Source organism: Sphingobium sp. B8D3B, from assembly GCF_025961875.1.
Taxonomy (GTDB): Bacteria; Pseudomonadota; Alphaproteobacteria; order Sphingomonadales; family Sphingomonadaceae; genus Sphingobium.
In genome coordinates, this window is the sequence record NZ_JAOQON010000001.1 from 925,841 (window position 1) to 952,114 (window position 26,274).

At 64.0% G+C, this 26,274-nt stretch carries 23 protein-coding genes; 11 read left to right on the forward strand and 12 right to left on the reverse strand.

From position 1 onward, the window contains the following. The first annotated feature begins 200 nt into the window (after positions 1-200). Entirely contained in the window at positions 201-1,382 is a 1,182-nt protein-coding gene (locus tag M2343_RS04315; RefSeq protein ID WP_264575716.1) for a phospholipase D-like domain-containing protein, read from the forward strand. Here M2343_RS04315 and M2343_RS04320 read toward each other — a convergent pair. The 5 genes from M2343_RS04320 to dapF all read right to left on the reverse strand — a co-directional run bounded on the left by M2343_RS04320 (position 1,351) and on the right by dapF (position 5,829). Continuing rightward, positions 1,351-1,899 (reverse strand): class I SAM-dependent methyltransferase, encoded by a 549-nt coding sequence (locus M2343_RS04320; RefSeq protein ID WP_264575717.1) that lies wholly within the window; start codon positions 1,897-1,899, stop codon positions 1,351-1,353. The two genes, M2343_RS04315 and M2343_RS04320, sit on opposite strands and share 32 nt — an antisense overlap. A gap of 203 nt (positions 1,900-2,102) precedes the next feature. After that, entirely contained in the window at positions 2,103-2,747 is a 645-nt protein-coding gene (locus M2343_RS04325) for an inner membrane-spanning protein YciB (protein ID WP_413715131.1), read from the reverse strand. Further along, positions 2,737-3,669, reverse strand: coding sequence for a signal recognition particle-docking protein FtsY (gene ftsY / locus M2343_RS04330; RefSeq protein ID WP_264575718.1), 933 nt, complete (start codon positions 3,667-3,669; stop codon positions 2,737-2,739). The genes M2343_RS04325 and ftsY overlap by 11 nt, the downstream gene beginning before the upstream one ends. Then, on the reverse strand, positions 3,662-5,002 hold the full coding sequence (mtaB, locus tag M2343_RS04335) for a tRNA (N(6)-L-threonylcarbamoyladenosine(37)-C(2))-methylthiotransferase MtaB (RefSeq protein WP_264575719.1): 1,341 nt from the start codon (positions 5,000-5,002) through the stop codon (positions 3,662-3,664). Before mtaB ends, ftsY begins: the two co-directional genes overlap by 8 nt. After that, the gene (gene dapF / locus M2343_RS04340; RefSeq protein WP_264575720.1) at positions 4,999-5,829 is read right to left on the reverse strand and encodes a diaminopimelate epimerase; all 831 of its coding nucleotides are present in this window, start codon (positions 5,827-5,829) and stop codon (positions 4,999-5,001) included. Before dapF ends, mtaB begins: the two co-directional genes overlap by 4 nt. A gap of 122 nt (positions 5,830-5,951) precedes the next feature. On the opposite strand from dapF, the gene M2343_RS04345 reads away from it, so the two are divergent. Both M2343_RS04345 and M2343_RS04350 read left to right on the forward strand, forming a co-directional pair. Beyond that, positions 5,952-6,536, forward strand: coding sequence for a hypothetical protein (locus tag M2343_RS04345; RefSeq protein WP_264575721.1), 585 nt, complete (start codon positions 5,952-5,954; stop codon positions 6,534-6,536). 112 nt (positions 6,537-6,648) lie between these two features. Continuing rightward, the gene (locus M2343_RS04350; protein WP_264575722.1) at positions 6,649-7,674 is read left to right on the forward strand and encodes an aspartate-semialdehyde dehydrogenase; all 1,026 of its coding nucleotides are present in this window, start codon (positions 6,649-6,651) and stop codon (positions 7,672-7,674) included. A gap of 53 nt (positions 7,675-7,727) precedes the next feature. Here the strand turns inward: M2343_RS04350 and M2343_RS04355 are convergent, their stop codons facing one another. From M2343_RS04355 to M2343_RS04365, 3 genes are read right to left on the reverse strand one after another with little or no spacing between them, the layout of a single operon-like run. Beyond that, complete coding sequence (locus tag M2343_RS04355; protein ID WP_264575723.1) at positions 7,728-9,269, reverse strand: DHA2 family efflux MFS transporter permease subunit; 1,542 nt, start codon at positions 9,267-9,269, stop codon at positions 7,728-7,730. Between the two features lie 14 nt (positions 9,270-9,283). Continuing rightward, on the reverse strand, positions 9,284-10,411 hold the full coding sequence (locus M2343_RS04360) for an HlyD family secretion protein (RefSeq protein WP_264575724.1): 1,128 nt from the start codon (positions 10,409-10,411) through the stop codon (positions 9,284-9,286). Next, positions 10,404-10,874: a MarR family winged helix-turn-helix transcriptional regulator gene (locus M2343_RS04365; RefSeq protein ID WP_264570360.1), complete on the reverse strand. Its 471-nt coding sequence runs from the start codon at positions 10,872-10,874 to the stop codon at positions 10,404-10,406. The genes M2343_RS04360 and M2343_RS04365 overlap by 8 nt, the downstream gene beginning before the upstream one ends. Positions 10,875-11,005: 131 nt before the next feature. Between M2343_RS04365 and M2343_RS04370 the strand changes: the two genes are divergently transcribed. From M2343_RS04370 to M2343_RS04380, 3 genes are all read left to right on the forward strand, one after another. Further along, the gene (locus M2343_RS04370; protein WP_264575725.1) at positions 11,006-11,770 is read left to right on the forward strand and encodes an alpha/beta fold hydrolase; all 765 of its coding nucleotides are present in this window, start codon (positions 11,006-11,008) and stop codon (positions 11,768-11,770) included. Positions 11,771-11,841: 71 nt separating this feature from the next. Then, positions 11,842-13,731: a M2 family metallopeptidase gene (locus M2343_RS04375; RefSeq protein WP_264575726.1), complete on the forward strand. Its 1,890-nt coding sequence runs from the start codon at positions 11,842-11,844 to the stop codon at positions 13,729-13,731. Positions 13,732-13,915: 184 nt separating this feature from the next. Next, a complete protein-coding gene (locus M2343_RS04380; RefSeq protein ID WP_264575727.1) occupies positions 13,916-14,749 on the forward strand; it encodes a GGDEF domain-containing protein in 834 nt (277 codons plus the stop codon). 15 nt (positions 14,750-14,764) lie between these two features. On the opposite strand, the gene M2343_RS04385 is transcribed toward M2343_RS04380, so the two are convergent. Beyond that, on the reverse strand, positions 14,765-16,213 hold the full coding sequence (locus M2343_RS04385) for an AMP nucleosidase (RefSeq protein ID WP_181559728.1): 1,449 nt from the start codon (positions 16,211-16,213) through the stop codon (positions 14,765-14,767). 90 nt (positions 16,214-16,303) lie between these two features. Beyond that, positions 16,304-16,786 (reverse strand): peroxiredoxin, encoded by a 483-nt coding sequence (locus M2343_RS04390; RefSeq protein WP_181559727.1) that lies wholly within the window; start codon positions 16,784-16,786, stop codon positions 16,304-16,306. Positions 16,787-16,995: 209 nt separating this feature from the next. Here M2343_RS04390 and M2343_RS04395 point away from each other — a divergent pair, with 209 nt between their 5' ends. The 5 genes from M2343_RS04395 to M2343_RS04415 all read left to right on the forward strand — a co-directional run bounded on the left by M2343_RS04395 (position 16,996) and on the right by M2343_RS04415 (position 22,911). Then, positions 16,996-17,568 carry a YqgE/AlgH family protein gene (locus M2343_RS04395; RefSeq protein ID WP_264575728.1) on the forward strand — a complete coding sequence of 191 codons (573 nt, stop codon included), beginning with the start codon at positions 16,996-16,998 and terminating at the stop codon, positions 17,566-17,568. Positions 17,569-17,723: 155 nt separating this feature from the next. Beyond that, complete coding sequence (gene ahcY / locus M2343_RS04400) at positions 17,724-19,124, forward strand: adenosylhomocysteinase (protein ID WP_264575729.1); 1,401 nt, start codon at positions 17,724-17,726, stop codon at positions 19,122-19,124. A gap of 137 nt (positions 19,125-19,261) precedes the next feature. After that, positions 19,262-20,215, forward strand: a complete 954-nt coding sequence (locus tag M2343_RS04405; RefSeq protein WP_264575730.1) for a metal-dependent hydrolase — start codon at positions 19,262-19,264, stop codon at positions 20,213-20,215. Between the two features lie 4 nt (positions 20,216-20,219). After that, positions 20,220-21,596 carry a cryptochrome/photolyase family protein gene (locus M2343_RS04410; protein ID WP_264575731.1) on the forward strand — a complete coding sequence of 459 codons (1,377 nt, stop codon included), beginning with the start codon at positions 20,220-20,222 and terminating at the stop codon, positions 21,594-21,596. A 46-nt stretch (positions 21,597-21,642) separates the two neighbouring features. Next, a complete protein-coding gene (locus tag M2343_RS04415) occupies positions 21,643-22,911 on the forward strand; it encodes an SAM-dependent methyltransferase (RefSeq protein ID WP_264575732.1) in 1,269 nt (422 codons plus the stop codon). Between the two features lie 122 nt (positions 22,912-23,033). Here M2343_RS04415 and M2343_RS04420 read toward each other — a convergent pair whose 3' ends face one another. Together M2343_RS04420 and M2343_RS04425 are read right to left on the reverse strand one after the other, a co-directional pair. Continuing rightward, positions 23,034-23,480, reverse strand: coding sequence for a hypothetical protein (locus M2343_RS04420; RefSeq protein ID WP_264575733.1), 447 nt, complete (start codon positions 23,478-23,480; stop codon positions 23,034-23,036). Between the two features lie 371 nt (positions 23,481-23,851). Then, entirely contained in the window at positions 23,852-26,221 is a 2,370-nt protein-coding gene (locus tag M2343_RS04425) for a patatin-like protein (protein WP_264577491.1), read from the reverse strand. Positions 26,222-26,274 lie beyond the last annotated feature (53 nt).

Here is a 26,274-nt window from a genome sequence, read left to right on the forward strand (position 1 = left end):
TTGGCTCCTGAGCAGATTAAGGAGAATGCGGGAAAGGCTGTCGGCTAACAGTCGAGGGAGCGAAAGTCAAGAAAATCGCAGGGGCGATGGGAGGCTCGCGGCGCTGCGATCATGGAAACAATAGTGTCCATCCGGCATTGAAAGGGTGGGATGCGCGCGTGATGATTGGCAAGGCAGGGTGGTTGACGCATGAGGGGGGCATGACAGGCAACGTCTCTACGCTGGCACCGCGCGTGCAGGATGATCGCCTGCACGAGGTGGCCGGTAACAAGCTCAGGTTGCTGCCCGGCGGGCAGGATCGGCTCGATACGCTGCTCGATCTGATTGGCAACGCGCGCGAGACACTCGACCTCTATTTTTATATTTTCGCGGCGGACGACTGCAGCAGGCTGATCCGTGACGCTCTGGTCGAGGCCTGCAAGCGCGGCGCCGCTGTCACACTGATGATCGACGCGTTCGGATCGGCGCGGACGCCCGATGGGTTCTTCGATGCCTTCATCGGTGCTGGCGGGCGTTTCGCGCGGTTTGGTGCACGCCGATCGATGCGCTACCTGATCCGCAATCATCAGAAGATCGTGATCTGCGACGGTCGCCGGGCGATGATCGGCGGGTTCAATTGCGAGAACAGCTACTTCGCCGGTCCCGAGGATGCGGATGGCTGGTGCGACCTCGGCCTCGCGCTGGAAGGACTGCTCGTCGAAGATCTCGCCCGATGGTATGAGGGATTGGCGAAGTGGAGCCTGGAGAGCCGGCAGCGGTTCAGCCAGTTGCGGCGGTTGGTTCGCACATGGCAGCCCGGCGAAGGAAAGGCGCGCTGGCTGATCGGGGGACCGACGCGCTTTCTCAACAGCTGGGCCAAGTGCGTGAAGACAGATTTGCACCATGGCCGCACGCTCGATCTGGTCGCGGCCTATTTCTCCCCGAGCCCCGGCATTATGCGCCGCATAGCCGGCATCGCCCAGCGCGGGAGTGCCCGGCTCATCACGCCGGAGCGATCCGACAACACGACCACGGTCGGTGCTGCCCGGCACCTTTATCGACGGCTGCTGCGGGCCGGGGTGCGAATCCTGGAGTATCAGCCGCAGAAGCTGCACATGAAGCTGATCGTCATTGATGACATCGTCTACGTGGGATCAGCAAATTTCGATATGCGCAGCCTGTTCCTCAATCTGGAGCTGATGCTGCGCATCGAGGATGCCGAATTTGCCCGCGCCGCCCGTGCGCTGGTCGACACGATGGCGAAGGACAGCACGGTCATCGACGGCCGCACTTATGCGGCGCTCGCCAGTCCGTTCAGTCGGTTTCGCTGGTGGATCGATTATCTTCTGGTCGGCGTGGCCGACTATACCGTTACGCGACGGCTAAACTTTCGGCGTCGCTGAGCGCTGCGCCGGCCTCGTCGCCTTTCCGGGCCCAAAACAGGCGGGCAGGGGGGATGCATCGCCATACCATGCCCTGCGCGACATTCGCGAAATTGCTCTCAAGGCGCGAGAGCACGAAGCGCGAATATTGATAGACGAGAAACTGGCCGCCCGGACGGATCGCGCGGGCCGTCGCGGCCGCGATGTCGTCGGCGACAGCGGGGGGCAGGGTGGAAAAGGGCAGGCCGGAGATGATGTAATCCGCCGCCTCGAAGCCCTCGCGCATGAGAATGGCTTCCACGTCGGCGGCCGATCCCTCCACGCAGATGAGCCTCGGGTCCGCAATATGCTGGCGCAGATGGCTCACGAACATGGGATTGGTGTCGATGGCGATCAGCCGCGCGTCCGGCCCAAGCCGCTCAAGAATACGCCGGGTGAACACGCCGGTGCCCGGCCCATATTCGACGACGCAACGCACATCCTGCCAGTCGACCGGATCGAGCAGGGCGTGGATAGCGATGTCGGACGTGGGGATCACCGATCCTACCATCCGCGGATGGCGGATGAACTGTTGAAGGAACAAAAATTTGGGAGACATTGCCAACGTCGTTGCGGTCACTTTCCGGACTTCCCTCTCTTTGACGTGACAAATTAACGCGCGACGCGCAAGGTCGTTTCTTAAGCCTTGAAGAATATTGCTAAAATTCGTCGGCCGACACCAATTCTTATAGCGCGCTTGTCTTAGGCTGTTGGGCCGCTCTGCTTGTCGCCTAGCTCCAGACCGTGCTTCATGAGCATGGGGACATTGGCCATGGCGAAGAGCATCGAGGCAGCGGTGACACCCCAAACCTTGACCAGCAGCCAGGTATCGAAATCGAGCGACATCCGCATCAGTTCATTCGCCACGCCGAGCGCCGCGAAGAAGAAGCCCCAGTTGCGCGAGAGCTTGAGCCACCCCGTTTCATCCAGCCCGCTATAGGCCGACTGCAGCAGGTAGCGCAGCAACGGGCGGCCGCCCATCCAGCCGCCGATCAGCATCAGCGCGAAGAAGCCGTAAATGATCGTCGGCTTGAGCTGGATGAAGGCCGGATCATGGAAATACAGCGTCAGGGCGCCGAAGAAGAGAACCAGGATCGCCGAGAGCCAGAGCATCGGCGACACCTTGCCCAGCCGCCATTTGCTGACCACCACGGCCACCGCAATCGCGGCCATGAAGGCGGCAGTGCCGGCAAACATGCCGATGAACTTGGTGGCAAGGAAGAAGACGAGCAACGGCCCGAAATCAAGTGCCATCGGCAGCCAGCTTTCGCCCTTCGGGCCGGGTGCGATCGGCGCGGAATCGATGGTCGCATCGACGCGGGGCCGGGCTTTGTCGTCAGCGTGCATAAGCCGCTCCTGCAATGGCGTGGGCGAGTTCGCCGGGGTCGAAGGGGCGCAGATCGTCGATCTTCTCGCCTACGCCGATGGCGTGAATGGGCAGGCCGAATTTCTCGGCCGCCGCGACCAGAACGCCGCCGCGCGCCGTGCCATCCAGCTTGGTCATCACCAGCCCAGTGACATTGGCGACATTCTGGAAAATCTCGATCTGCGACAGCGCATTCTGGCCGGTCGTCGCGTCGAGCACGAGCACGACATCGTGCGGCGCGGCGGGATTAAGGCGCCCCAGCACGCGGCGGATCTTGGCCAGCTCGTCCATCAACTCCGTGCGGTTCTGCAACCGCCCAGCGGTATCGACGATGAGGATGTCCGTGCCGTGCGCGGTGGCTTGCTTGACCGCGTCGAACACCACGCCTGCCGCATCGCCGCCTTCCGGCCCGGTGACGATGGGCACGCCCAACCGCTCGGCCCAGATGCGCAACTGGCCGATGGCTGCCGCGCGGAAGGTGTCGCCGGCCGCCAGCATCACGCTGTAATCCTGCTCCTGGAACAGATGCGCAAGCTTGGCGATGGTCGTCGTCTTGCCCGAGCCGTTGACGCCGATGACAAGGATGACCTGCGGGCGCGGGAAGGCCTCGATCTCGATGGGCCTGGCCACCGGGATCAGCACTTTCTCGATTTCCTCGGCGAGAATCTCACGCAGATATTCCTCGGTCAGCTCCTTGTTGAAGCGCCCCTCGGCCAGCCGGTCACGGATGCGCGCGGCCATCGCCGGGCCAAGATCGGTCGTGTAGAGCGCTTCCTCCAGCTCATCGAGCGTCTGCTCATCCAGCGCCGCCTTGGCAAAGACGCCGGAAATGCTCTCGCCGAGCCGGTCGGAAGTGCGTTTGAAGCCGCCGAAAAGGCGATCGCGCCAGGAAAGTTCAGCCATGCTCGGCTCCATGCGCGATGAGCGTGTTTCCCTCAAGCCCTGTGATGCGGGCGCGGACAATCTCACCGGGCTTTTGGGGGGCAGCAAAGCGGACCGGTGCGAAGCTCTCGCCATGGCCCATGAGGCCGCTGGTCTCGATCAGCACGCTCTGGGTGGAGCCGACGAGGGCGCGAAGCCATACCGTCCGTTCGGCGTCACAGGCGGCCCGAAGCCGCGCGGCGCGCTCGCGGATTACGGCCCGGTCGAGCTGGGGCATCCGCGCTGCCGGGGTTGCGTCACGCGGAGAATAAGGGAAAATATGGCCGTGAACGATGCGGCAATCGCGGACCAGCGCCAAGCTGTTCTCGAACATCGCATCGTCTTCGGTCGGGAAGCCGGCAATGATGTCCGCGCCGATGGCGATCTCCGGGCGCCGCGCGTGCAAGCGCTCGACCAGATTGACTGCCTGAGCACGGCTGTGCCGACGCTTCATCCGCTTGAGGATCATGTCATCGCCCGCCTGCAGCGAAAGATGGACATGCGGCATGAGCCGCGGTTCGCCGGAGATGAGGTCGAACAGCCGGTCGTCGATCTCGATGCCGTCGAGCGAGGAGAGGCGCAGGCGGGGCAGATGGGGCACATGGCGCAGGATGCGCTCGACCAGCAGCCCGAGACTGGGCGTGCCGGGCAGGTCCGGGCCATAGCTCGTCACGTCGACGCCGGTGAGCACGATTTCCTGTACGCCCTCATCGACCAGCGCGCGGACCTGATCCACGACGGCGCCGGCGGGCACCGACCGGCTCGGTCCACGGCCGAAGGGGATGATGCAGAAGGTGCACCGATGATCGCAGCCATTCTGCACCACGACGAAGGCGCGGACCCGCTCGGCAAAGGCGGCCAAAAGGTGCGGCGCCTGATGTTCGAGGGTCATGATATCGGCGACGCGGACCCGCTCGGGCGATGGAATCTCCCCTCCGTTCGTGTCGAGCGAAGTCGAGACACCAGAGGACGAGCTTGGCCGCATCTCGACTTCGCTCGATACGAACGGAGAGGTCCGGAGATGCTCTGCAAAGGCTGCTTTCTCGCCATTCCCGATGACGGCAGTCACTTCCGGCATAGCAGCGAACATTCCGGGGTCGGTCTGCGCCGCGCAGCCTGTGACCACGATGCGCGCCTCCGGCCGGGCGCGGTGGGCGCGGCGAATGGCCTGGCGGGTCTGGCGGACGGCCTCGCCGGTGACCGCGCAGCTGTTCACCACGACAAGATCGTCCCGCTCGCCCAATTGCTGGCGAATGGCCTCACTCTCGGCAATGTTGAGCCGGCAGCCGAGCGTGATGACCTCGGGGCCGGTCATGCGGCGGGTGCGAACTCAGCCGGATCGAGCGTGCCGTCGAACACATGGGCAGCCGGGCCGGTCATGCTGATATGGCCACCCGGCGCCCAATCGATGAGAAGGTCGCCGCCCGGCAGGCTGACGCGCACCGGACCTTGAGCGATCCCCCGGCGAAGCGCGCTGACTGCCGTCGCGCAGGCGCCGGTCCCGCAGGCCTGGGTGAAGCCCGCGCCGCGCTCCCAGACCACCAACCGAATATGGTCGGGCGCGAGCATCTGCGCGAAATTAACGTTCACGCGGGCCGGGAACAGCGGATCATGCTCGATGAGCGGCCCCAGGCGCGCCATGTCGATATCATCCAGCGCATCGACGAAGAACACCACATGCGGGTTGCCAATGCTCACCGCGGACGGCGCCGGCAGATCGTCCCAGCTCACCGGCATGGCGAGCGTATCCATGGCATAAGCCAGCGGCACCTGCGCCCAATCCGTACGCGCCTCGCCCATGTCGACGCTGACCAGATTCCCCTGGCGATGCGCCTCCAGCAGTCCGGCATTGGTCTCGATGGTCACGTCCCGTCCCACGAACAGCGGCACGCAGCGGGTGGCATTGCCGCACGCATCGACCTCGCTGCCATCCTGGTTGAAGATGCGCATGGAGACATCGGCGCGCTCGGAGGCACCGACGACGATCAGCTGATCGCATCCCACCCCTGTGCGACGGTCGGCAATGGCCCGCGCCAGCTGCTCGGTCATGACGACCGGTCGCTCGCGGGCATCGATGACCACGAAGTCATTTCCGAGGCCGTGCATCTTGGCGAAGGAGAGGAGGGCGGGGTTGGCAGACATGCCGCGCATTTAGGCGCGCGAGGCGGCGAAGTCCATGTTTCGCGGAAAAATGCAGCTGCTCGGGGTTGTCACTGCGGCCCCCAACGCCCATTCTCTATCGAAGCTGATGAGATGGAGGAGGCATGATGAGACGATTGACCCTGGTGGCGGCACTGGCGCTTCTTTCTGCCTGCGGCCAATCCGGGTCAAATCTCTCGGAGGACGTCTCGAACAGCCTCAACGTGCTGGAAGGCGACGTCGGATCGCAAGCCAAGGCAGCCAATGCGATGAACAGCGCCGGCAATAGCGCGGCGAATAGCGCAGAACCCGGCAAAGTGCTCGTCGGTGGCCTGCCTTTGCGGCTGGGCTATTACGTGTCCAATGAAACGGCATGTGAGTCAGCCTCCAAAGCCACGGTCACGCTGATCGGCCGAAATGGCTATAGCGGCGCGCGCTACAGTTGCACCTTCGGCACCATCGAGAAAACCGGACCCACCACCTATCGGGTGACCGAGACATGCCGCGAAGGCGATGCCATCGCGAACCGGCAGGAGGTGCGCACCAGCACCCGGACCTATGACGTGACCGATGCGCAAAATTATGCGGCCCAATCGGACAGCGGCTGGGCCAACAAGGCGCGTTACTGCCCGCAGAGCAGCCTGCCGGCACCGTGGAAAGACGAGGATATGCGCGTGCTGACCGGCGCGCCGCCACTCGAAAAGCCCTGACGCTTCACCGGCGGGGCACAAGTACCCGCCACAAGATTGCGCTTTTGCCTCTGCGGCCCTTTTGCGGTATCCGGCCCGCAGTTCCCCTCATTCAACCGCTGGAGAAGCCCCTGTGGGATATCGTGTCGTCGTCGTAGGCGCCACCGGCAACGTCGGTCGCGAAATGCTCAACATCCTTGCCGAGCGGGAGTTCCCCATCGACGAGATCGCGGCCGTTGCCAGCGCGCGGTCGACTGGCGACGAGATCGAATTCGGCGAGACCGGCAAGATGCTCAAGGTGAAGAATATCGAGCATTTCGATTTCAAGGGCTGGGACATGGCCCTGTTCGCCGCCGGCTCCGGGCCGACCAAGGAATATGCGCCCAAGGCTGCGGCGGCCGGCTGCGTAGTGATCGACAACAGCTCGCTCTACCGCATGGACCCCGATGTTCCGCTGATCGTGCCGGAAGTGAATCCCGAGGCCATCGAGGGCTACCGACGCAAGAACATCATCGCGAACCCTAATTGCTCGACCGCGCAGCTCGTCGTGGCGCTCAAGCCACTGCACGATGCCGCCAAGATCAAGCGCGTGGTCGTGGCGACCTACCAGTCCGTGTCCGGTGCCGGCAAGGAGGGGATGGACGAGCTGTTCGAGCAGAGCCGCAACATCTTCGTCGGGGATTCCGCTGAGGCCAAGAAGTTCACCAAGCAGATCGCCTTCAACGTCATCCCCCACATCGACGTGTTTCTCGACGATGGCTCCACCAAGGAAGAGTGGAAGATGGTGGTCGAGACCAAGAAGATCCTCGATCCCAAGATCAAGGTCACCGCGACCTGCGTGCGCGTGCCGGTGTTCGTCGGCCACAGCGAGGCCGTGAACATCGAGTTCGAGGACGAGATCAGCGCGAAGGAAGCGCAGAAGATCCTGCGTGAGGCGCCGGGCGTGATGCTCGTCGACAAACATGAGGACGGCGGATACGTCACCCCGGTCGAGTGCGTAGGCGATTATGCGACCTTCGTCAGCCGCGTGCGCGAAGATTCGACCGTCGAGAACGGCCTGTCGCTCTGGTGCGTCTCGGATAATCTGCGCAAGGGCGCAGCGCTGAATGCGGTGCAGATCGCCGAACTGCTCGGCCGCAAGCACCTGCAGAAGGGCTGAGCCTTATACCTGTCAACGCCCGGCGGCGACTGTCCGCCGGGCCTGGAGCCCACTCACTCGCTGATCGGCGGTGGCGGGGGCGATCCTGGCCCTCGTTTGGGCTTGCGCAGGAAGAAGGCGGCCGGGATGATCAGCGTGCTGACGATGGCCATGGCGTAGAAATCGTCGAGGAAGGCGATCATCGTCGCCTGCTGGTTCACGATGCCATCGATTGTCGCGAGCACGGTCGTGCCGAAGCTGCCGAAGCGTTGCAACTCGCTCGGATCCACCGGGAGATTGGCCGACGAGATATGCTGCGTGAGATCGGCATGGCTGACCTGACTGTTGCGCGCTAGCAGCGCCATAACCACCGCGATGCCGATCGACGAGCCGATGTTCCGGGTAAGGTTGAGCACGGCGGCGCCCTCGGTGCGGGCGCCGGGTGGCAGGGTGCCGAAGGCGAGCATCTGCAGGGGCACGAATACGATGCCGATGCCGGCCCCCTGAACCACGCCGGTGACCACGAACGGCACCCAATTCTGCTCCAGTGACCAGCTGGTCATCATCCACAAAGAACTGGCCGTGACCGAGAAGCCGCCGGCAATCAGCACGCGCGGATCGATGAGGCTGGTGAGGCGGCTGGAAAGGGCCATGGCGACCAGCAGACCGGCACCGCGCGTCGCCAGGATCCAGCCGGTGTCGACCACTGAATAGCCATAGAGGCCTTGGAGCAGCGGCGGGAGCAGCGCCATGGCGGCGAACATCACCAGCCCGATGATGAACATGAACGCAGCGGCGCTCAGGAAATTGCGATCTGCGAAGAGGGCAGGGGCGAAGAGCGGTTTGCGGGCGGTGAGCGTGTGGACTGCGAACATCCACAGGCCGCTAACGGCCAGAGCGGCCTCGACCCAGATCTCCGTCGAGGAGAACCAGTCGGCATGTTGCCCGCGATCGAGCATGAGCTGGAGGCTCGCCAGACCCAAGGCGATCAGCGCGAAGCCGAACAGGTCGAAGTTCCGCCGCTGGAGCGCCTTCTCGGGGAGAAGAGCGTAAAGTCCGACCAGGCAGACGATGCCGAAAGGGACGTTGACGAAGAAGCACCAGCGCCAGTCGATCCACTCGGTCAGCCAGCCGCCGACCACCGGCCCCATGATCGGGCCGATCATGACGCCCATGCCATAGACGGACATTGCCTTGGCGTGCTGGGAGGGGCGATTGATGTCGAGCATCAGGCTCTGTGCCAGCGGGCCGACAAAGGCGCCGCCGACACCCTGCAGGGCGCGGAACAGCACCATTTCCGTCAGGCTCTGCGCAATGCCGCAGAGCACGGAGGCCACCACGAAGACGAAGACGGAAATCAGCAGCAGGCGTCGCGTCCCGATCCGGTCCGCAAGCCAGCCGGTGATGGGAATGGCGATGGCGGCGGCGAGGATGTAGCTGGTGAGCACCCAGCTGATCGTCTCGTCACTGGCACCGAGCGAGGCGCGCATGTGCGGCAGCGCCACGTTGGTGATCGTCGTATCGAGCACCTGCATGATCATGGCCGACATGATGGCCATGGTCAGTAGCGCCTTATGGCGCACCTGCAGTTGCGGAAGATCCGACGTAGGGGCCATGATGCCGGTTTGCGTCAGCGGGCGGAGGCGACTGCGGCGCCAGCTTTGGTCGCGTGAATGTCCACCGTGACCTTCGCGCTCAGGCCAGCGATCATCGGCCGCTCCGGATGGCCGTCGATAGCGATGCGCACCGGCACGCGCTGCGTCACCTTCACCCAGTTGCCATTGGCATTCTGGGCCGGGAGCACGGAGAATTCCGAGCCCGTACCCGCACCGATGCTGTCGACATGGCCACGGATATGCGAGCCGGGATAGGCATCGATCTTGATATCCGCGCTCTGGCCCGGGCGCATCCTGTCGAGATCGGTTTCCTTGAAATTGGCGGTCACCCAGATCCGGTCGCTGGCGACGATGCTGACCAGCGGCAGACCTTGCACCGCCATCTGACCGACTTGCAGGCGACTGGCCTGGCTGATCCGGCCGGAGACGGGGGCATGGACCACGGTGCGATCGAGGTTGAGAGCGGCCTGATCGCGCTGGGCCTGCGCCGCGGCGATTTCAGGATTCACGCCCGGCACCTGCGCGCCGTTGGCGAGCGCCGCCTTGGCCTTGGCGGCATCGGCCTCCGCCGTGCGCAGCCGCGTGCGGGCATTGTCGAGCGCCTGCTGGGATTGCTGGAGACGGGCGCGGGTGGTGAACCCGTCCTTCATTAGCGCCTGCTGCCGGTCGAGATCCTGCTGGGCGTAATAGACATCCTCACGCGCACCGGTGATGTCGACATTCGTTGCCTGAAAATCGGTGCGGAGGCGCCCGACCGCGACCTGCGCGTTGGCGATCTGGGCGTTAGCCTGCTGGAGCGCGACCTTGTAAGGCTGCTGGTCGACGACGAACAGCACGTCTCCGGCCTTCACCATCTGGTTCTCGCGAACCTCCACCTCGATGATCCGCCCTGCTACATCACTGCCGACCGCCACGATGTCCTGCTTCACATAGGCATTGTCGGTCGACACGGTGCGCCCGCTCGTCGCCCAGAACCACGCGCCCACCGCCAGAATGATCAACGGTACCGAAATCATGAGCAGGCGGTTGCGCAAACGCTTGCCGCGCGGCTCCGCTGCGGCTGTTTCATCTGGTGCGGCCACGGTCTCGGCAGGCGCAGGCGCCTGAGCGGTCGGACGCAGGGCAGGATCGGCTTCAGACATGGACTGCCGCCTCCTTTGCGGCCTCGTCAGTGGCAGGCTGGCTATCACCGGAAAGATTGTCGCGGATGCGGCAGAGCACGGAAAGCACGGTTTCCTGCTCCTCCGCTGAAATGCCGGCGAGCGATTCATTCAGAACCCGCTGGCCGATCTGCTGCAATTCGGCGGCGAGCGGCTTGGCCGCCTCGGTCAGGAACAGCTGCCAGGCGCGGCGGTCCTGCGGATCACGGCGGCGCTCGACCATGTCGGCCTGCTCGAGACGGTCCACCATGCGGCAGGTCGTGATCGGCTCGACATCCAGCCGCTCGGCAAGCGCGCCTTGGTTGATGCCGGGAAAGCGCATGATCTGCGCGAGCGCGCGCATCTGCGGCCCGGTAATGCCAAGGCTGCGGGTGCGCTCGTCAAACCTGCGACGATACAGGCGCCCGAGGTCGCCGATTGCAAAGGCGAGATGATTGCCGTCCATGATGCCGGCGCATTTAGTAAGCCGGCTTATTAAAAGCAAGTCCAGACTCTGTACCCCGGCGACGGGACGGCGCGCTCATTTCCCGCGTATTCGCCTTGCCTTCGGTGGGCGATCTCGCCCACAATCAGGCGATGACAGATACATCGACGATCCGCCTCGACCATCTACAGGGCCATGGTGGCACGCGCATCGCCGTCCATCGGCTCGGCGATGGGCCGGCGGTCATCATGCTGCATGGCCTCAGTTCAAGCGCGCAAATCAACTGGCAGCGATATGGCACGGCCCAGAAGATCGCCGATGCCGGTTTCGAGGCGATCATGATCGATCAGCGCGTGCATGGCAGCAGCGATGCGCCGACGGATGCCGATGCCTATCCGCAGGACGTGATGCTGCTGGACCTGGAAGCGGTAATCGGCGCGCTGGGCGTCACGCAGTTCGATCTTGCCGGCTATTCCATGGGCGCGCGGCTATGCCTGGGGTTGATCGACCGGGGCATGACGCCGCGGCGACTGGTGCTCGGCGGCATGGGGCTGGAAGGCCTGCTGGAGTGGACGCGCCGCCGGCAGTTCTTTCTCAATGCGCTCGATCATTTCGAGACGGTACGACCTGGCGACCGCGACTATATGGCGATCCAGTTCATGAAGACCATGAAGATCGATCCGGTCGCCTTGCGCCTGCTGCTGATGAGTATGAGCGATATGGATCGCGCGGTGCTGGCCAAGGTGAAGATGCCGACCCTGGTGCTGTGCGGCGAGGATGATGACGATAACGGCTCGGCCGATGCGCTGGTCACGGCTCTACCCAATGCAAAGCGCGGGACATGCCCCGGCACGCATATGACAGCGATCACCAAACCGGAATTCGGACAGGTCATCGCCGATTATCTCGCGGGTTGACGAACCTAGCCCTGACAGGCCAGCTTGGCCGTAATCCACAGGCTCAGGCCACAGGTTCAGGGACACCAATCATGCTCAATCCCGTTTCGCGCCTTGCCGTAGCGGCAGCGCTCTCATTGGCCGTTTGCGGCGCGCCGGCTTTTGCCCAGGCCGATTCGGCTCCGGCACAGGCAATGCCCACGGCGGCGCAGGCCGATGCCCTCGTGGCGCAGGCGGAGAAGGAATTCTTCGATTATTCGCTGGAGGCCAATCAGGTCTATTGGGTCAACGCGACCTATCTGACCGAGGATACCGATGCGCTTGCCGCCCGCGTCGGCGCCAAGGGCACCGAGATGTCGGTCCGCTATGCGCTGGAGGCCGCCAAGTTCGAGAAGGTGCCGGGCCTCTCCTACGACACCAAGCGCAAGCTCGACATCTTGCGGGCAGGCATCGTGCTGCCGGCGCCGACCACGCCCGGCGCCGCCGCCGAGCTGAACGCCATCGCGACCAAGCTGCAGTCCGATTATGGCAAGGGCCGCGGCACGCTGGACGGCAAGCCGATCAACGGCAGCGATATCGAAGCGGAGATGGGCAATCTCGACCACACGCCGAACGAATATCGCGAGATGTGGACGAGCTGGCACGACAATGTCGGCAAACCGATGCGCGGCGAGTTCGAGCGGCTGGTAACCATCGCCAATGAAGGCGCCAAGGAGCTGGGCTTTGCGGATGCCGGCGCGATGTGGCGCTCCAATTACGATATGCCGCCGGACGACTTCGCCAAGCTGACCGAAAAGCTCTGGCAGGATGTGAAGCCGCTCTATGATTCGCTGCACTGCTATGTCCGGGATAAGCTGAACGCCAAATATGGCGATGCCGTCCAGCCCAAGACCGGGCCGATCCGCGCCGATCTGCTCGGCAATATGTGGGCGCAGGAATGGGGCAATATCTACCCGCTGGTCGCGCCGGCCGGAGCAGGGGATCTGGGCTATGACATCGGCGCATTGCTCAAGGCCAAGGGCTATGTGGAAACCAGCCCGACTGAGGCGGACCCCGCCAAGCGTGGCAAGTGGGAAACGCAGATGTTCAAGTTCGGCGAGGGCTTCTTCTCCTCGCTCGGCTTCGATCCGCTGCCGGAAACCTTCTGGACGCGCACCCAGTTCATCAAGCCGCTCGACCGGGAAGTGGTCTGCCACGCTTCGGCCTGGGATATCGACAACAAGGACGATATCCGCATCAAGATGTGCACCAAGGTGGACAGCGGCGACTTCGTCACCATCCACCACGAGCTGGGGCACAATTATTATCAGCGCGCCTATAAGGACAAGAGCTTCCTCTATCTGAACGGCGCCAATGACGGCTTCCATGAGGCCATTGGCGACACCATCGCGCTGTCGATCACGCCGCAATATCTGGTCGACATCGGCCTGCTCGATCCGTCCAAGGTGCCAGGCACGGACAAGGACATCGGCCTGCTGCTGCGGCAGGCGATGGACAAGATCGCCTTCCTGCCCTTCGGCCTGCTGATCGATCGCTGGCGCTGGGGCGTGTTCGACGGCTCGATCCAGCCCGCAGACTACAACAAGGCGTGGAATGCCATGCGGCTGCAATATCAGGGCATCGTTCCGCCGACGGACCGTCCGGATGACGCGTTCGACGCCGGGGCGAAATATCACATTCCGGCGAGCGTGCCCTATACCCGCTACTTCCTGGCGCGGCTGCTGCAGTTCCAATTCTATGAGGCTGCCTGCAAGCAGTCGGGCTGGAAGGGGCCGCTCCACCGCTGTTCCTTCTACGGCAACAAGGCCGTCGGCGAAAAGCTGAACGCTATGCTAGAAATGGGCGCCTCCCGTCCGTGGCCGGACGCGCTGGAGACCTTCACCGGCTCGCGCGAGATGAGCGGCAAGGCGCTGGCCGCCTATTTCTCGCCGCTGAAGACCTGGCTTGACCGGCAGAACAAGGGAAAGAGCTGCGGCTGGTGAGCCGCCAGCGGGGCAGGGCGAGCCGCTCTGCCCCGTCCTTACACCGAAGCCTTGATAGTCCGCTGATGCGCTAGGCGCGGGCGAGGCGAGTGGACGTGCGAATGATGGTTAACGCAGCAGGGAATGCGCGCAATGCTTAGATAAACATGCTATTTGACAGCATGTTAGATGGTCTGGTGGGCATATGGTCTGGCTTCTCCTGTTAATCGTCTCGGCCGGCATTGGCTTGCTCGCATCGTCCCTTCCCTCGATCCATTCGATCCTCAAGGCCCTCAAAGGTGGCGATTTGTACCGCCGCTGGAATCGCCTTCGCTGGTTGGTCGTCGGCTTCATCATGGCCTATGCCATGTACGGCAGCACCCGCTTTGCCACGGTGTCGGAGCCAACGGATTTGCTTGGCAGTCTGATTCTGTTGGCGGGCGGGTTCTTCGTGCTCGCCGTGGCCCGGCTCTCCGCGCTGACCACGCAGGATCTCGTGCGCATCGCCATCCTGGAGCGCGATGTGGTGCGCGATCCGCTCACCGGCACGTTCAATCGGCGCTATCTCGATACGCGGCTGGACGAAGAGATCAGTCGATCCCGGCGCTCGGGACTGCCCCTCTCGACGCTGATGATCGATCTCGACCACTTCAAAGGCGTCAATGATTTCTATGGGCATCTGGTCGGAGATCAGGTGTTGCGTCACGTGAGTTCGCTGATCCAGAGCCAGGTGCGTCTGAATGACATCGTGGTGCGCTATGGCGGCGAAGAGTTCGTCGTCATCACGCCGGACAGCAGCCTGGAAGATGCGGCGCGGCTGGGGCACCGGCTGCTGCGACAGTTGCGCGACCACAGCATCGATTTGCCCAATGGCGACACGCTGGCGGTCACCGCCAGCATCGGCGCAGCCACGCTTGCGGAGGCGGAGGGGCGCACGACATTCCTGCGCCGGGCGGACGATGCGCTGTATGAGGCCAAGCGCGGGGGCCGCGATCGGCTTTGCGTCGCCGGCCGGCTGGCGGAGGAGAGCCCTGCCTGACGTCCCTTCGCACCGTCAGCGAAACGGCGGCTCGTTGAACGCGCGCAGCTTGCGGCTGTGGAGGCGGTCGCCCTGCTGGCGCAGGCGTTCGCAGGTCTCGATGCCGATGGCGAGGTGCCCGGCAATGGCCTCCTCGTAGAAACGATTGGCTTGGCCCGGCAGCTTGAGCTCGCCATGGATCGGCTTGTCGGAAACGCACAGCAACGTGCCATAAGGCACCCGGAAGCGATATCCCTGGGCCGCGATGGTCGCGCTCTCCATATCCACGCCCACCGCGCGCGAGAGGGAGAAGCGCAGGGCCGAGCGGGAGTAGCGCAGTTCCCAGTTGCGGTCGTCCGTCGTCACGATGGTGCCGGTGCGCAGGCGGCGCTTCATGTCGCCGCTGGCGCCCAGAATATGCTCGCACGCCTCGGCCATGGCCACCTGCACCTCGGCAATGGCGGGCACCGGAATTTCCGGCGGCAGCATTTCGTCGAGCACATGGTCGTCGCGCAGATAGGCATGGGCCAGCACATAGTCGCCGATCCGCTGGCTGGGGCGCAGGCCGCCGCAGTGGCCGATCATCAGCCATGCCTCGGGCCGCAACACGGCGAGATGATCGCAGATGGTCTTCGCGTTGGCGGGGCCGACGCCGATGTTGACCAGCGTGATGCCCGTGCCATCCGGGGCGATCAGATGATAGGCCGGCATCTGATGACGCCGCCAGGCGCTGTCAGCGATCGCGCTTTCCGGATTGGCGGTGTCGGCGGTGACCTCGACACCCCCCGCACCGGAAAGCGCCGTGAAGCGCGTGCCGGGTCGCTTGAGTTCGGTGCAGCCCCAGCGAACGAATTCATCGACATAGCGGTGATAGTTGGTGAACAGAATGTAGCGCTGGACGTGCTCGGGCGGCGTGCCGGTATAGTGCCGCAGACGCGCCAGACTGAAATCCGTGCGCAGCGCATCGAACAGCGCCAGCGGACGCTCGCCTGATGGGCCCGGCAACAGCAGCCCGTCCGCCACCTCATCGCCGATCTGCGCGAGCTCCGTCGACGGGAAATGGCGCGCCAATTCGCTGGGCGGGATCGCAGCAAGTGTGCCGGCGGGCAGCGAATCCAGCACATAGGGGAACGGGATTGCCTGATCGCTCCGGCCGACGCTGACTTCCACCTCATAATCGGCCATCAGCAGATCGAGCTGTTCGGTCAGATAGCGCGCGAACATCTGCGGCCGGGTGATCGTCGTCACATAATGGCCCGGGCGGGAGAGGCGCGCGAAGGAGCGGCGGCTCGGCACGCCGTCATTGGTCTGATGATAGTCGATGATCAGCGATGGATAGCAGAAATCCCGGTCCGCCACCGAGCGGGCGGAAGGCACGGTGCCATCCTTGGCATAAGCGAAAATGGCCTCGCGCAGATTGGCGGTGGCGGTTTCATAGCCCGCGATCAGCGCTTCGACGATGTGGGTGCTGGAAGCTTGGTTCATGCCCCTTCATAGCTGGCCTGTATGACAGGCGGAAGAGGGGCGCGGGGCGGGGCAGCAGCGACCTGTGCCACCGCCCCGCTCGCAATGGTCTTAGAGCTGCTCGAGCATGAAATCTGCGCTGGAGACGCGGAATTCGCCCGGCGCTTCGACATGGAGCTGCTCGACCACGCCATCATTGACCAGCATCGAGAAGCGCTGGCCGCGCGTGCCGAGACCGAACTTGCTGCCGTCCATGGTGAGGCCGACGGCTTCGGCGAAGCTGCCATTGCCATCTGCGAGCATCGTCACCTTGCCATCAGCCGACGAGGCCTTGCCCCACGCGCCCATGACGAACGGATCGTTGACGGCGGTGCAGGCGATCTCGTCGACGCCCTTGGCCTTGAGGTCGCTTTCCTTCTCGATATAGCCCGGCAGGTGCTTGGCCGAGCAGGTGGGCGTGAAGGCGCCCGGAACGGAGAAGAGCGCGACCTTGCGGCCAGCAAAATAATTCTTGCTGTCAACCGGTTCGGGGCCGTTTTCGGTCATCTTGACGAAGGTTGTTTCGGGCAGCGTGTCGCCAACTTTGATCGTCATCGGTGTCTCCTGTTCTGGGGGAAAGGGCGCGGCTGGTGAACCAGCGCGCAGCGAGCAAGTCGGTGTTCGGCCTGCGCCTGTCAAGGTTGATGCTGTGCGGGGCCGGGCCGCTCTGCGGTACGATGGCCGCTGGGCCGGACGGGCCAAGCGCCTGCGGGGTGGACGCATGCTCCCCAACAAGGCATGGTCGCGATCAGGAGGCCCATCGCATGAGCGCGCCCGCGCAACCGAGACTCTCCCTCGCCGGCAAATTGCTGCTGGCCATGCCGGATATGCCGGACGCGCGGTTCGAGCGCGCAGTCATTCTCCTTTGCGTGCATGACGAGGGCGGCGCCCTGGGCATTGCGCTGCACGAGCCGATGGAGGGCATGGGGCTGCACGGTTTGCTTGGGTCATTGGGCATCGACGCGCAGTCAGTGGGCGATGAGCCGGTGTTGCAAGGCGGCCCGGTCGAACCGCGCCGCGGCTTTGTGCTGCACAGTCGGGACTGGATGACGGCGGACAGCCACCCCATCGATGACGAGATTGCGCTCACCGGGTCGATGGAGGTGCTGCACGCCGTTGCTTCGGGCGGCGGGCCGGCCCGCTGGTTGGTCGCCTTGGGCTATGCCGGGTGGAGCGCGGGACAGCTGGAAACGGAGCTGGCCGCGCCGGGCTGGTATCTCAGCAAGGCGCAGCCTTATCGGCTGTTCTCGATGGCGCCGGAGAACCGCTGGGCCGGGGCGTTTTCGCTCGAAGGCATCGATCCCGCGATGCTGACCGGCAATATGGGACACGCCTGACACGGCAGGGCTGGCTTCCTTTATCCCTTCCGCCCGACCCCAATCACATAAAGATATCTTTATATTTGCGAGGGAGCGATAGCCTTGGTAAGGCGCCGCGGTGTTACCGGTGGCGTGCGTAGCGGCCCCGGCTCAGGCAATCAGGAGAATGATCAGTGGCGACCGTGGCCCAGGACTATATCGTAAAGGACATCTCCCTCGCTGGCTTCGGCCGCAAGGAGATCGAGATCGCCGAGACCGAAATGCCGGGCCTGATGGCGCTGCGCGAGGAATTCGGCGCATCCAAGCCGCTCAAGGGCGCGCGGATCACCGGCTCGCTGCACATGACGATCCAGACCGCCGTGCTCATCGAGACGCTGGCTGAGCTGGGCGCAGAGCTGCGCTGGGCCACCTGCAACATCTTCTCGACCCAGGACCATGCCGCCGCTGCGATCGCCGAGCGGGGCATCCCCGTGTTCGCCATCAAGGGCGAGACGCTCGAGGAATATTGGGACTATGTCATCAAGATCTTCGATTGGGGTCAGGACACGACCTGCAACATGATCCTGGACGATGGCGGCGACGCCACAATGTTCGCGCTCTGGGGCGCGCGTGTCGAGGCCGGTGAAGAGCTGTTCGCACCGTCCAACGAGGAAGAGACGATCTTCGTCGCAACCCTCAAGCGCTTCCTTGCCGAGCGTCCCGGCTATCTCACCAAGACGGTCGCGGCGATCAAGGGCGTATCCGAAGAGACGACCACCGGCGTTCACCGGCTCTATGAGCTGGCCAAGAAGGACAAGCTGCCCTTCCCGGCGATCAATGTGAACGATAGCGTCACCAAGTCCAAGTTCGACAATCTCTATGGCTGCAAGGAATCGCTGGTCGATGCCATCCGCCGCGCTACGGACGTGATGCTGGCCGGCAAGGTCGCCTGCGTCGCCGGCTTCGGCGATGTCGGCAAGGGCTCGGCGGCCTCGCTCCGCAATGGCGGCGCCCGCGTGCTGGTGACCGAGATCGACCCGATCTGCGCCCTGCAGGCAGCGATGGAAGGCTATGAAGTCGTGACCATGGAAGAAGCGGCCACCCGTGCCGACATCTTCGTGACGGCGACCGGCAATGAAGACATCATCACGCTCGACCACATGCGCGCGATGAAGAACATGGCCATCGTCTGCAACATCGGCCACTTCGACAGCGAGATCCAGATCGCGGCGCTCAGCAACATGAAGTGGACCGAGATCAAGCCGCAGGTCGACGAGGTCGAGTTCCCCGATGGCAAGAAGATCATCATGCTCGCCAAGGGCCGTCTGGTGAACCTGGGCTGCGCGACCGGCCACCCGAGCTTCGTCATGTCCTCCAGCTTCACCAACCAGGTGCTGGCGCAGATCGAGCTGTGGACCAAGAGCGATGCCTATAAGAACGAGGTCTATGTTCTGCCCAAGCATCTCGATGAGAAGGTCGCAGCGCTTCACCTCGAGAAGCTGGGCGTGAAGCTCTCCAAGCTGACCGACAAGCAGGCCGCTTACATCGGCGTGACGCCCGAGGGTCCGTTCAAGCCTGATCACTACCGCTACTAAGCCGCATAAGGCTGAGAAGACGTGAAAAGGCGCGGGCTAAGTCCGCGCCTTTTTTCGTGATCCCCGCCGCGCCCCTGATCCGTTCCCGCCCTCTCGGGCAACTTGACCTGCGGCGGCAGGGTCGTGAAGACGGGGACATGGATAATCTCACACATAGCATGGTGGGCGCCGTGCTGGGCCAGATCGGGCTCAAGCGCACCTCCGGCCTTGCCATGCCGACGATTATCATCGCGGCGAACATCCCGGATATCGATGCGACCTGCACGTTGCTGGGGACACAGGCGCTGGCACTGCGACGCGGGCTGACGCACGGCCCGATCGCCATGATCGTGCTGCCATTGATCCTCACCGCGATCATGGTCGCGTTCGACCGCTGGCAGGCGAGGCGTGGGACACGGCCAGAGACGCGGCCGCTGGTGAGCATAGTCTGGCTGTGGGTCGTCGCGCAGATCGGGACGCTCAGCCACCCCGCGTTCGACTGGCTCAACAGCTATGGCATCCGATTGCTCTCGCCGTTCAGCGACCAGTGGTTCCATGGCGATACGCTGTTCATCATCGATATCTGGCTCTGGGCGCTGCTGATCGGCGGCTATCTCTGGGCACGGCGCGGCGAACGCACCGGGCCCGCGCCGATGATGCAGCGCGCGCGGATCATCGCGACGGCCGCCTGCGCCTATATCTTCGTCAACGAACTGATCACCGGCTCGGCGGAGGCGAAAGCCGCCGCATGGCTGCGCGCCCAAGGCCGCGAACCGGACCTGGTGGTCGCCAATCCGCGTCCGTTCGCACCCTGGTCGCGCGAAATGCTTTGGCGCGGGGACGGGCGCTTCGGCGGCTTTCCCTACAACCTCGCCACCGGGCTTGAAGCCGATGCAGGCGCAGCGGAAGGGATGCCGACCGGCATGGATGATCCCGGCGTCGAGCGGGCGCGGCAGCGCGATGAGGATGCGCGGGCTTTCCTGTTCTGGTCGCGGATGCCGGTCGCGCAGCGGGCGGAGAATGGCGACCTGCTGATCTCCGACCAGCGCTTTGCGGGGCGCGGCGCCAGCGCGAGCTTTTCCGTGCAGGTGCCGGCGCAAGCATTGCGGTAGGGCGATGTCGGCAGCGAGCATCTTATGGTTCCGGCGGGATCTTCGCCTGACCGATCAGGCCGCGCTCATACAGGCGTGCGCGGACGGGCCGGTGATCCCGGTCTATATTCTCGATGATGAGACGGCGCGGCACCGGGCCATGGGCGGCGCCTCGCGCTGGTGGCTGCATCATAGTCTCGAGAGCCTCGACGCTGCCCTCCGCGCGCGCGGTTCGCGGCTGATCCTGCGCCGGGGCAAGGCCGAGGCGGTTCTCGCCGCGTTGGCCACGGAGACCGGCGCCGCCCGGATCCATGCCTTGCATCATTATGAGCCCTGGTGGCGCCAGGCAGAGAAGGCGGTTGCGCGCTCCCGCGCGCTGATATTGCACGATGGCAATTACCTCATGCCGCCGGGCGCCCTGACCACGGGCAGCGGCGGCCCCTACAAGATCTTCACGCCCTTCTGGCGCGCACTGCGGGAGGTGATGCCGCCGGGTCGGCCCGTGCCGGCGCCTGATACCGTTCCTGCTCCCCCAAAATGGCCGGTGAGCGATCAACTCGAAGACTGGGCGTTGCTGCCGACTTCGCCTAATTGGGCGGGCGGTTTCGCGCATGATTGGTCGCCTGGCGAGGCGGGCGCCCACGATCGGCTCGATGCCTTTATGGACCATGTCGATGACTATGACGAAGGCCGCAATCTGCCCTCCATAGAGGGCTCCTCGCGCCTGTCGCCGCATTTGCATTTCGGCGAGATTTCGCCGGCGACGCTGTGGCACGCGCTCGGCTGTGAGGATGGCGCCAGCGAGGTTTATCTGCGCGAACTGGGCTGGCGCGATTATGCCCAGAATGTCATCGCGCAGATGAGCGATTATGGCAGCCTTAACGGTCGCGCGCAGTTCGATGTCTTTCCGTGGCGCTCGGGCCGTGAGGCGGCGGAGGACCTCAAGGCCTGGCAGGAGGGTCGCACCGGCTACCCGATTGTCGATGCGGGGATGCGCCAGCTCTGGCAGACCGGATGGATGCACAACCGGGTGCGGATGATCGCGGCGAGCTTCCTCATCAAGCATCTGCTCATCGACTGGCGCGAAGGGGAGCGCTGGTTCTGGGATACGCTGGTCGATGCCGATTATGGCAACAATGCCGTCAACTGGCAGTGGGTTGCGGGCACCGGGATCGATTCCAACATGTTCGTGCGGATCATGGCGCCGCTCACCCAGTCCGAGAAGTTCGACGCGGCCGCCTATATCCGGCGCTGGGTGCCGGAGCTGGCGCATGTGAAGGACGCCGCAATCCACGATCCCGAGTCCGCGGGTGTTAGGCCAGCGCAATATCCGGCCAAGTTAATCGAGCATCGCGCCGCACGAGAGCGGGCGCTCGCCGCTTATGCCCGTGTGAAAGGCTGAGCGCGGCCCGGTTGTCTTTGCGGGAGGAATGCGCTCATATGGGCGCATGACCATTCACAATCCCAAAGCCAGCCGCCAGCGCGCCATGATGCGCCGGGCCGGCGCGCAGGTGGGTGGGCGTTTCTGGCGGACGTTGCCGACGCGGCTGTTCGAGCCGATGCTCGTGAGGGTCGACCGGGGTCTGATGCGTGGATCACTCGAACTGCATCTGCCGGATGGATCGGTGCGCTTGCTCGGCGGGCGCAAGCAGGGCTTTTCCGCGATCGTCCGCCTTGCCAATTGGCGGGCCTTGATCCGGCTGGCGGCCTCCGGCTCAACCGGCTGGTATCGCGCCTGGGCGGATGGCGACTGGTCGAGCCCCGATCCGGTTGCGCTGTTCGCCCTGTTCGGCGCCAATGCCCGTTCGCTGGGGAAGTCCGCGCGCTCGACTGGCCTGCCGCGCCTGATGGGCCGCTGGAAGCTGGCGCGGCGGCATAACAGCCGGCGCGGCGCGCGGCGCAACATTGCCGAGCATTATGATCTCGGCAATGATTTCTACCGGCTGTGGCTGGACGAGACGCTGACCTACTCCAGCGCGCGCCCGACGCATCCGCACGAGACGCTGGAAGCCGCGCAGGTCCGCAAGATCGACGAGCTCCTGGCGAGGCTCGATCTTAAAGATGGTCAGCAACTGCTTGAAATTGGATGCGGTTGGGGCGGACTGGCCGAGCGCGCGTTGGCGCGGGCCGATATCGGCTACACCGGTCTCACGCTCTCCACTGAGCAGCAGCAGATCGTCGGGGGCCGGATCGAGGGATTGGGCGCGCAGGACCGGGCTCAGGTCCTGCTGCAGGATTATCGCGACTGTGCCGGCCGGTTCGATGCGATTGCCAGTGTGGAAATGGTGGAGGCTGTTGGGGAGCGCTATTGGCCGACTTACCTCACCTGCATTGCCCGGCTGCTCAAGCCCGGCGGGCGCGCGGCCATCCAGTATATCAGCATCGATGACGAGATTTTCCCGGCCTATGCCGCACGGGCCGACTTCATCCAGCGCTACATCTTCCCCGGCGGTTGCCTGATCGCGGAACGGCGCTTTCGCCATCTCGCCGAGCGTGAAGGGCTGGAGTGGGCTGATCAGACCCGCTTTGGCCTCGATTACGCCTGGACGCTGCGGCAGTGGCGGGCGCGCTTCGACGCAGTGGTGGATGCGGGGCGTCTGCCAGCCCGGTTCGATGCGCGGTTCGTGGACATGTGGCGCTACTACCTCATGTATTGCGAAGGCGGTTTCGCAGGGCGGAGCATCGACGTATCGCAAGTGACGCTGATTAAGCGCTAGGCGGCGTGGACAAATTCAGGGCGCAAGTGGCGTCCGGTTTCAGACAGAGTCCCGAGAGGTCTGTACATCTGATTTGGCGTGGTCACCGGACGTCGGAGATGCAATGATTTCACGGTGTCTGATCAATAACCTGCTTCGGACGCTGGTATCTTCAGCCGATATGGAACATCCGAATTGAGATTGTCATCGCACCACTTCAGCGCTTCGCGGAGGGGTCCAACATCTAATGAGATAGTGCGAAGGGGAACCTCCTCATCGTCGCGAATGCCAATCTCGAAGCGTTTGGCCTCAATCAGCGTGGGAACAATGGTGGACAGCTTCAGCCAGGGCGAACGCACATTGCGGCGGACCATCAAATGTCCACTAAAACTGCTGAGCATGATCTCGTCGCGATCGCCGAGCTTATAAGGAAAATCGCTCAAACGCTCCCTTGGATACATGGTACTCTTAGGCTTGGCCTCGAATTTCGTATGACCGATCTTTACCCATAAGATGTTCAACGTGCTGAACTGGTAAATAGGCATTTCGCTTTCATCGAACGGGCCATTGCCCCTGATGTCGAAACGCATGTCTCCAAACCGGTCGACGCTAAAAAGAAAGCTAGGAGATCTGCTAACGCACTGCACTCCTTGGACAAATGGCTCGCCCTTCAGCCATTTAAGCGAAGAGACGACAGTGAGGTTAAATGCCCCTATCGTGTTTCGCTCAGCTTCGATCTCATGTGGTTCATGGTTGCGTGCGTGCGATGAGTCAGCTCCGAAGCTCAGAGCTAGCGCAACAAAGGAAGGCAAAAGAGCGCAACGAATAGCCATCGCGTTTCTGTACCTCGTGAACGCTAAGACTTTATGTCGGTAATGTCGTCGTATCCGGAATGTCTGCTCCGGGACGGCAACGCCGGATGGCCGACATTGCGCGAAAGCACCGAATTCGTCCACGCGGCCTAGGCGCCGATCTGCGCGATCTCGGCGCGGATGGCCTCAATCTGGCCCGGGATCAGGGTCAGTCTTGGTTCTTCCTCATCCAGAATCGCTTCAAATGCCGCGCGCTTCCATGCCGCCTTGCGGGCGTCATCGGCGGCGATTTCCGGCGGCATGGTGGAGAGCAGGATGTCGATCAGCCGATCAGCCCCATGGAGCCGACCCCAGAGATAGTCGTTCTCGCGATAGGCACGGCTGAAGAACGCCCCGAAGCAGTTGAATTCGATGCCACGCAGCGTCGCTGGTGCGCCGCCCTTGCGGATCGCCACGGCATCTTCGGGAGATATCCGATCCACCTTGATGGGGTCGTACTCATCCAGACCTTCTCCCTGCAGGAGCGGAAAGGTCGCAATGTCGTAATAAGGGAAGCCGAGATAGGCCTTGAGCAAGGTCCGCCGGTCCTCGGCCGGGAGCGCCACACAAGCGGCCGCAAAACGCGCGTCGATCTGCTGGTCCAGATCCCGCAAGCCCCGCGCTTCCGCGATGATCGCAAGGGACGCCATCAGGTCATCGCCATGCGGCCGCAGGGCTTCGCGTGTGCCCGCGCCAAACCATGCGGGCGTCTGACGTTCGGCATAAAGGCCGATGGCCTCGTAGAGCATATCCTGCATGGCGGAGAGCGCGGCGCCGTTCCCCTCATCCTCCTCGCTGGCGCCTTCCACAGTCTGCTCACGGAGCTGGACGAGGCGCCGGGCGAGGAAGCGCAGCCGGCGGATGCGGAACGCAATGTCGTGATTGCGATAGAACAGAATGAGCGCCGCGCTTGCGCCATCGCCCGACCCGGGATCCATCTGGTCCACGCCCGCCGCATGGAGCTGCGCTCGCAGGCGCTCCCGCAGGCTTTCGCGTGTGGCCGTGCGTGGGCCATCGCGGAGTTGGCTGAGCAGATCGGCCAGTTCATCGATGATGCCGGCATATTTGAGATAGCCATAAGCGGGATAGGCAAAGCCCGCCGCCCGCGAAGCCTTTTGCTGCAGCTTCGCGCGCAGATGCGCCAGACGGCGCGGCGAGGGCCGGCTGAGCAGTAGGCTGAGGCCGACGGTCTGGTCCACGGTCCGCTCGATGTCCGGCCGCAAGCGCTCAGTGATTTCCAGCATCCGGTGAATGCGGCTGGAGCGGGCGCCAATCGCCTCCAGATTGTCCCGGATCGGCTGTTCGCGCGGAATATCGCTGACCGCGCCGAAGATCGTGCGGAAGAAGCCCGGGACCGGGCGCTCACCATTCTGCGCATGGTGGGAAGGGGAGGTGAGGCGAAAGCCCGGCGCACTGGGCGTCGGCTCGATGAACACAAAGCGCCGGTCGACCGTCCGCCGCGCCGGGCGGTTCTTGAGCGCATCGATTGCTTGGGCGAAGGGCGCATTGGCCAGCACCGATCCGTCGATCAGCACGGCATCCTCCGCATCGCCGGTGGCGCTGTGACCGGGGAGCACACGGCGCAAAAACGCATCGCGACCGGGCCAGGCGCGGTCGCGGTCGGCAAGCACCTTGTCCATTTCCCGAGCCGTGAACGGCGGAAAGGCGCCCGGAAAACTGGCCGTCGCACGCGCCGCGAAGGCGAGTTCGGCAGGGTCGGCGAGTGTGCGCGGTTGCCCGCCCCGGGCATGGAAGCTTATCGTGAGCCGGTGCTCCGTCTCGCTGATCTCCGGCGGGCTATTGAGGCGCAGCCGTTCCTCATGGCCGGTGAAATCCGTGGCGGTGACGAACAGGTCCAGCGGATGCCCACGCGGCAGCAGCGATCCTCCGCTCTTCTCCGGCTCCGTCTCGCGCGCCTTTTCCATCGCATCGAAGGCATTGAGCAACAGCTCGGTAAACCCCTTGCCGCCGAAGGGAGGCGCGAACCAGCGCGCCCGAATGAAGTTGGACAGCTTGCGTCGCACCTCCGAGCGCGTTTCCGGCGCCACGGTGCGGGACACCGTGTCATTGCGGCGGCGCAGCAGCAGCCAGAGCAGCGGCGCGGCCCAGAATTTGGTGAAGCGCGAGAGCGGGCGCGCGTCCGGATCGAGCAGGATGTCGACATCGGCGCAGCGCAGCCACAGTTCGGTCAGCGGGTCGAGCGACTGACCGCTCTCTATGGCCTGCGCCAGATACACGCCGTTGATGCCGCCCGCGCTGGCCCCGGCGATGATGTCCGGCAGAATCCGCACCCGCAGGCCGGTCTCCGCAAGGCAGGTCTCCAGAATGCGCTGATAAACGAGATTGCCCGGCCGACCGCTGCGGAAATCCCGGCTGGCCTGCGCCAGATGCCAGATTTCCTTGGTGACCCCGTGCATGTAGACCGCGAGGCTGACTCCACCATAGCAGACCAGCGCCAGCCTCAGTTCCTTCTCCCGCATGAGCGCAGATTGGCGCGCTACGGCCGGCTTGTCGAGCCGTTGCACGGATTATC

Excerpts from the sequence above, each read along its gene's own strand:
- M2343_RS04315 (WP_264575716.1), top strand. The coding sequence starts at position 201 with ATGACAGGCAACGTCTCTACGCTGGCACCGCGCGTGCAGGATGATCGC.
- M2343_RS04325 (WP_413715131.1), bottom strand. The coding sequence starts at position 2,747 with ATGCACGCTGACGACAAAGCCCGGCCCCGCGTCGATGCGACCATCGAT.
- ftsY (WP_264575718.1), bottom strand. The coding sequence starts at position 3,669 with ATGGCTGAACTTTCCTGGCGCGATCGCCTTTTCGGCGGCTTCAAACGC.
- mtaB (WP_264575719.1), bottom strand. The coding sequence starts at position 5,002 with ATGACCGGCCCCGAGGTCATCACGCTCGGCTGCCGGCTCAACATTGCC.
- dapF (WP_264575720.1), bottom strand. The coding sequence starts at position 5,829 with ATGTCTGCCAACCCCGCCCTCCTCTCCTTCGCCAAGATGCACGGCCTC.
- M2343_RS04345 (WP_264575721.1), top strand. The coding sequence starts at position 5,952 with ATGATGAGACGATTGACCCTGGTGGCGGCACTGGCGCTTCTTTCTGCC.
- M2343_RS04355 (WP_264575723.1), bottom strand. The coding sequence starts at position 9,269 with ATGGCCCCTACGTCGGATCTTCCGCAACTGCAGGTGCGCCATAAGGCG.
- M2343_RS04360 (WP_264575724.1), bottom strand. The coding sequence starts at position 10,411 with ATGTCTGAAGCCGATCCTGCCCTGCGTCCGACCGCTCAGGCGCCTGCG.
- M2343_RS04365 (WP_264570360.1), bottom strand. The coding sequence starts at position 10,874 with ATGGACGGCAATCATCTCGCCTTTGCAATCGGCGACCTCGGGCGCCTG.
- M2343_RS04370 (WP_264575725.1), top strand. The coding sequence starts at position 11,006 with ATGACAGATACATCGACGATCCGCCTCGACCATCTACAGGGCCATGGT.
- M2343_RS04375 (WP_264575726.1), top strand. The coding sequence starts at position 11,842 with ATGCTCAATCCCGTTTCGCGCCTTGCCGTAGCGGCAGCGCTCTCATTG.
- M2343_RS04380 (WP_264575727.1), top strand. The coding sequence starts at position 13,916 with ATGGTCTGGCTTCTCCTGTTAATCGTCTCGGCCGGCATTGGCTTGCTC.
- M2343_RS04385 (WP_181559728.1), bottom strand. The coding sequence starts at position 16,213 with ATGAACCAAGCTTCCAGCACCCACATCGTCGAAGCGCTGATCGCGGGC.
- M2343_RS04390 (WP_181559727.1), bottom strand. The coding sequence starts at position 16,786 with ATGACGATCAAAGTTGGCGACACGCTGCCCGAAACAACCTTCGTCAAG.
- M2343_RS04395 (WP_264575728.1), top strand. The coding sequence starts at position 16,996 with ATGAGCGCGCCCGCGCAACCGAGACTCTCCCTCGCCGGCAAATTGCTG.
- M2343_RS04405 (WP_264575730.1), top strand. The coding sequence starts at position 19,262 with ATGGATAATCTCACACATAGCATGGTGGGCGCCGTGCTGGGCCAGATC.
- M2343_RS04410 (WP_264575731.1), top strand. The coding sequence starts at position 20,220 with ATGTCGGCAGCGAGCATCTTATGGTTCCGGCGGGATCTTCGCCTGACC.
- M2343_RS04415 (WP_264575732.1), top strand. The coding sequence starts at position 21,643 with ATGACCATTCACAATCCCAAAGCCAGCCGCCAGCGCGCCATGATGCGC.
- M2343_RS04420 (WP_264575733.1), bottom strand. The coding sequence starts at position 23,480 with ATGCGTTTCGACATCAGGGGCAATGGCCCGTTCGATGAAAGCGAAATG.
- M2343_RS04425 (WP_264577491.1), bottom strand. The coding sequence starts at position 26,221 with ATGCGGGAGAAGGAACTGAGGCTGGCGCTGGTCTGCTATGGTGGAGTC.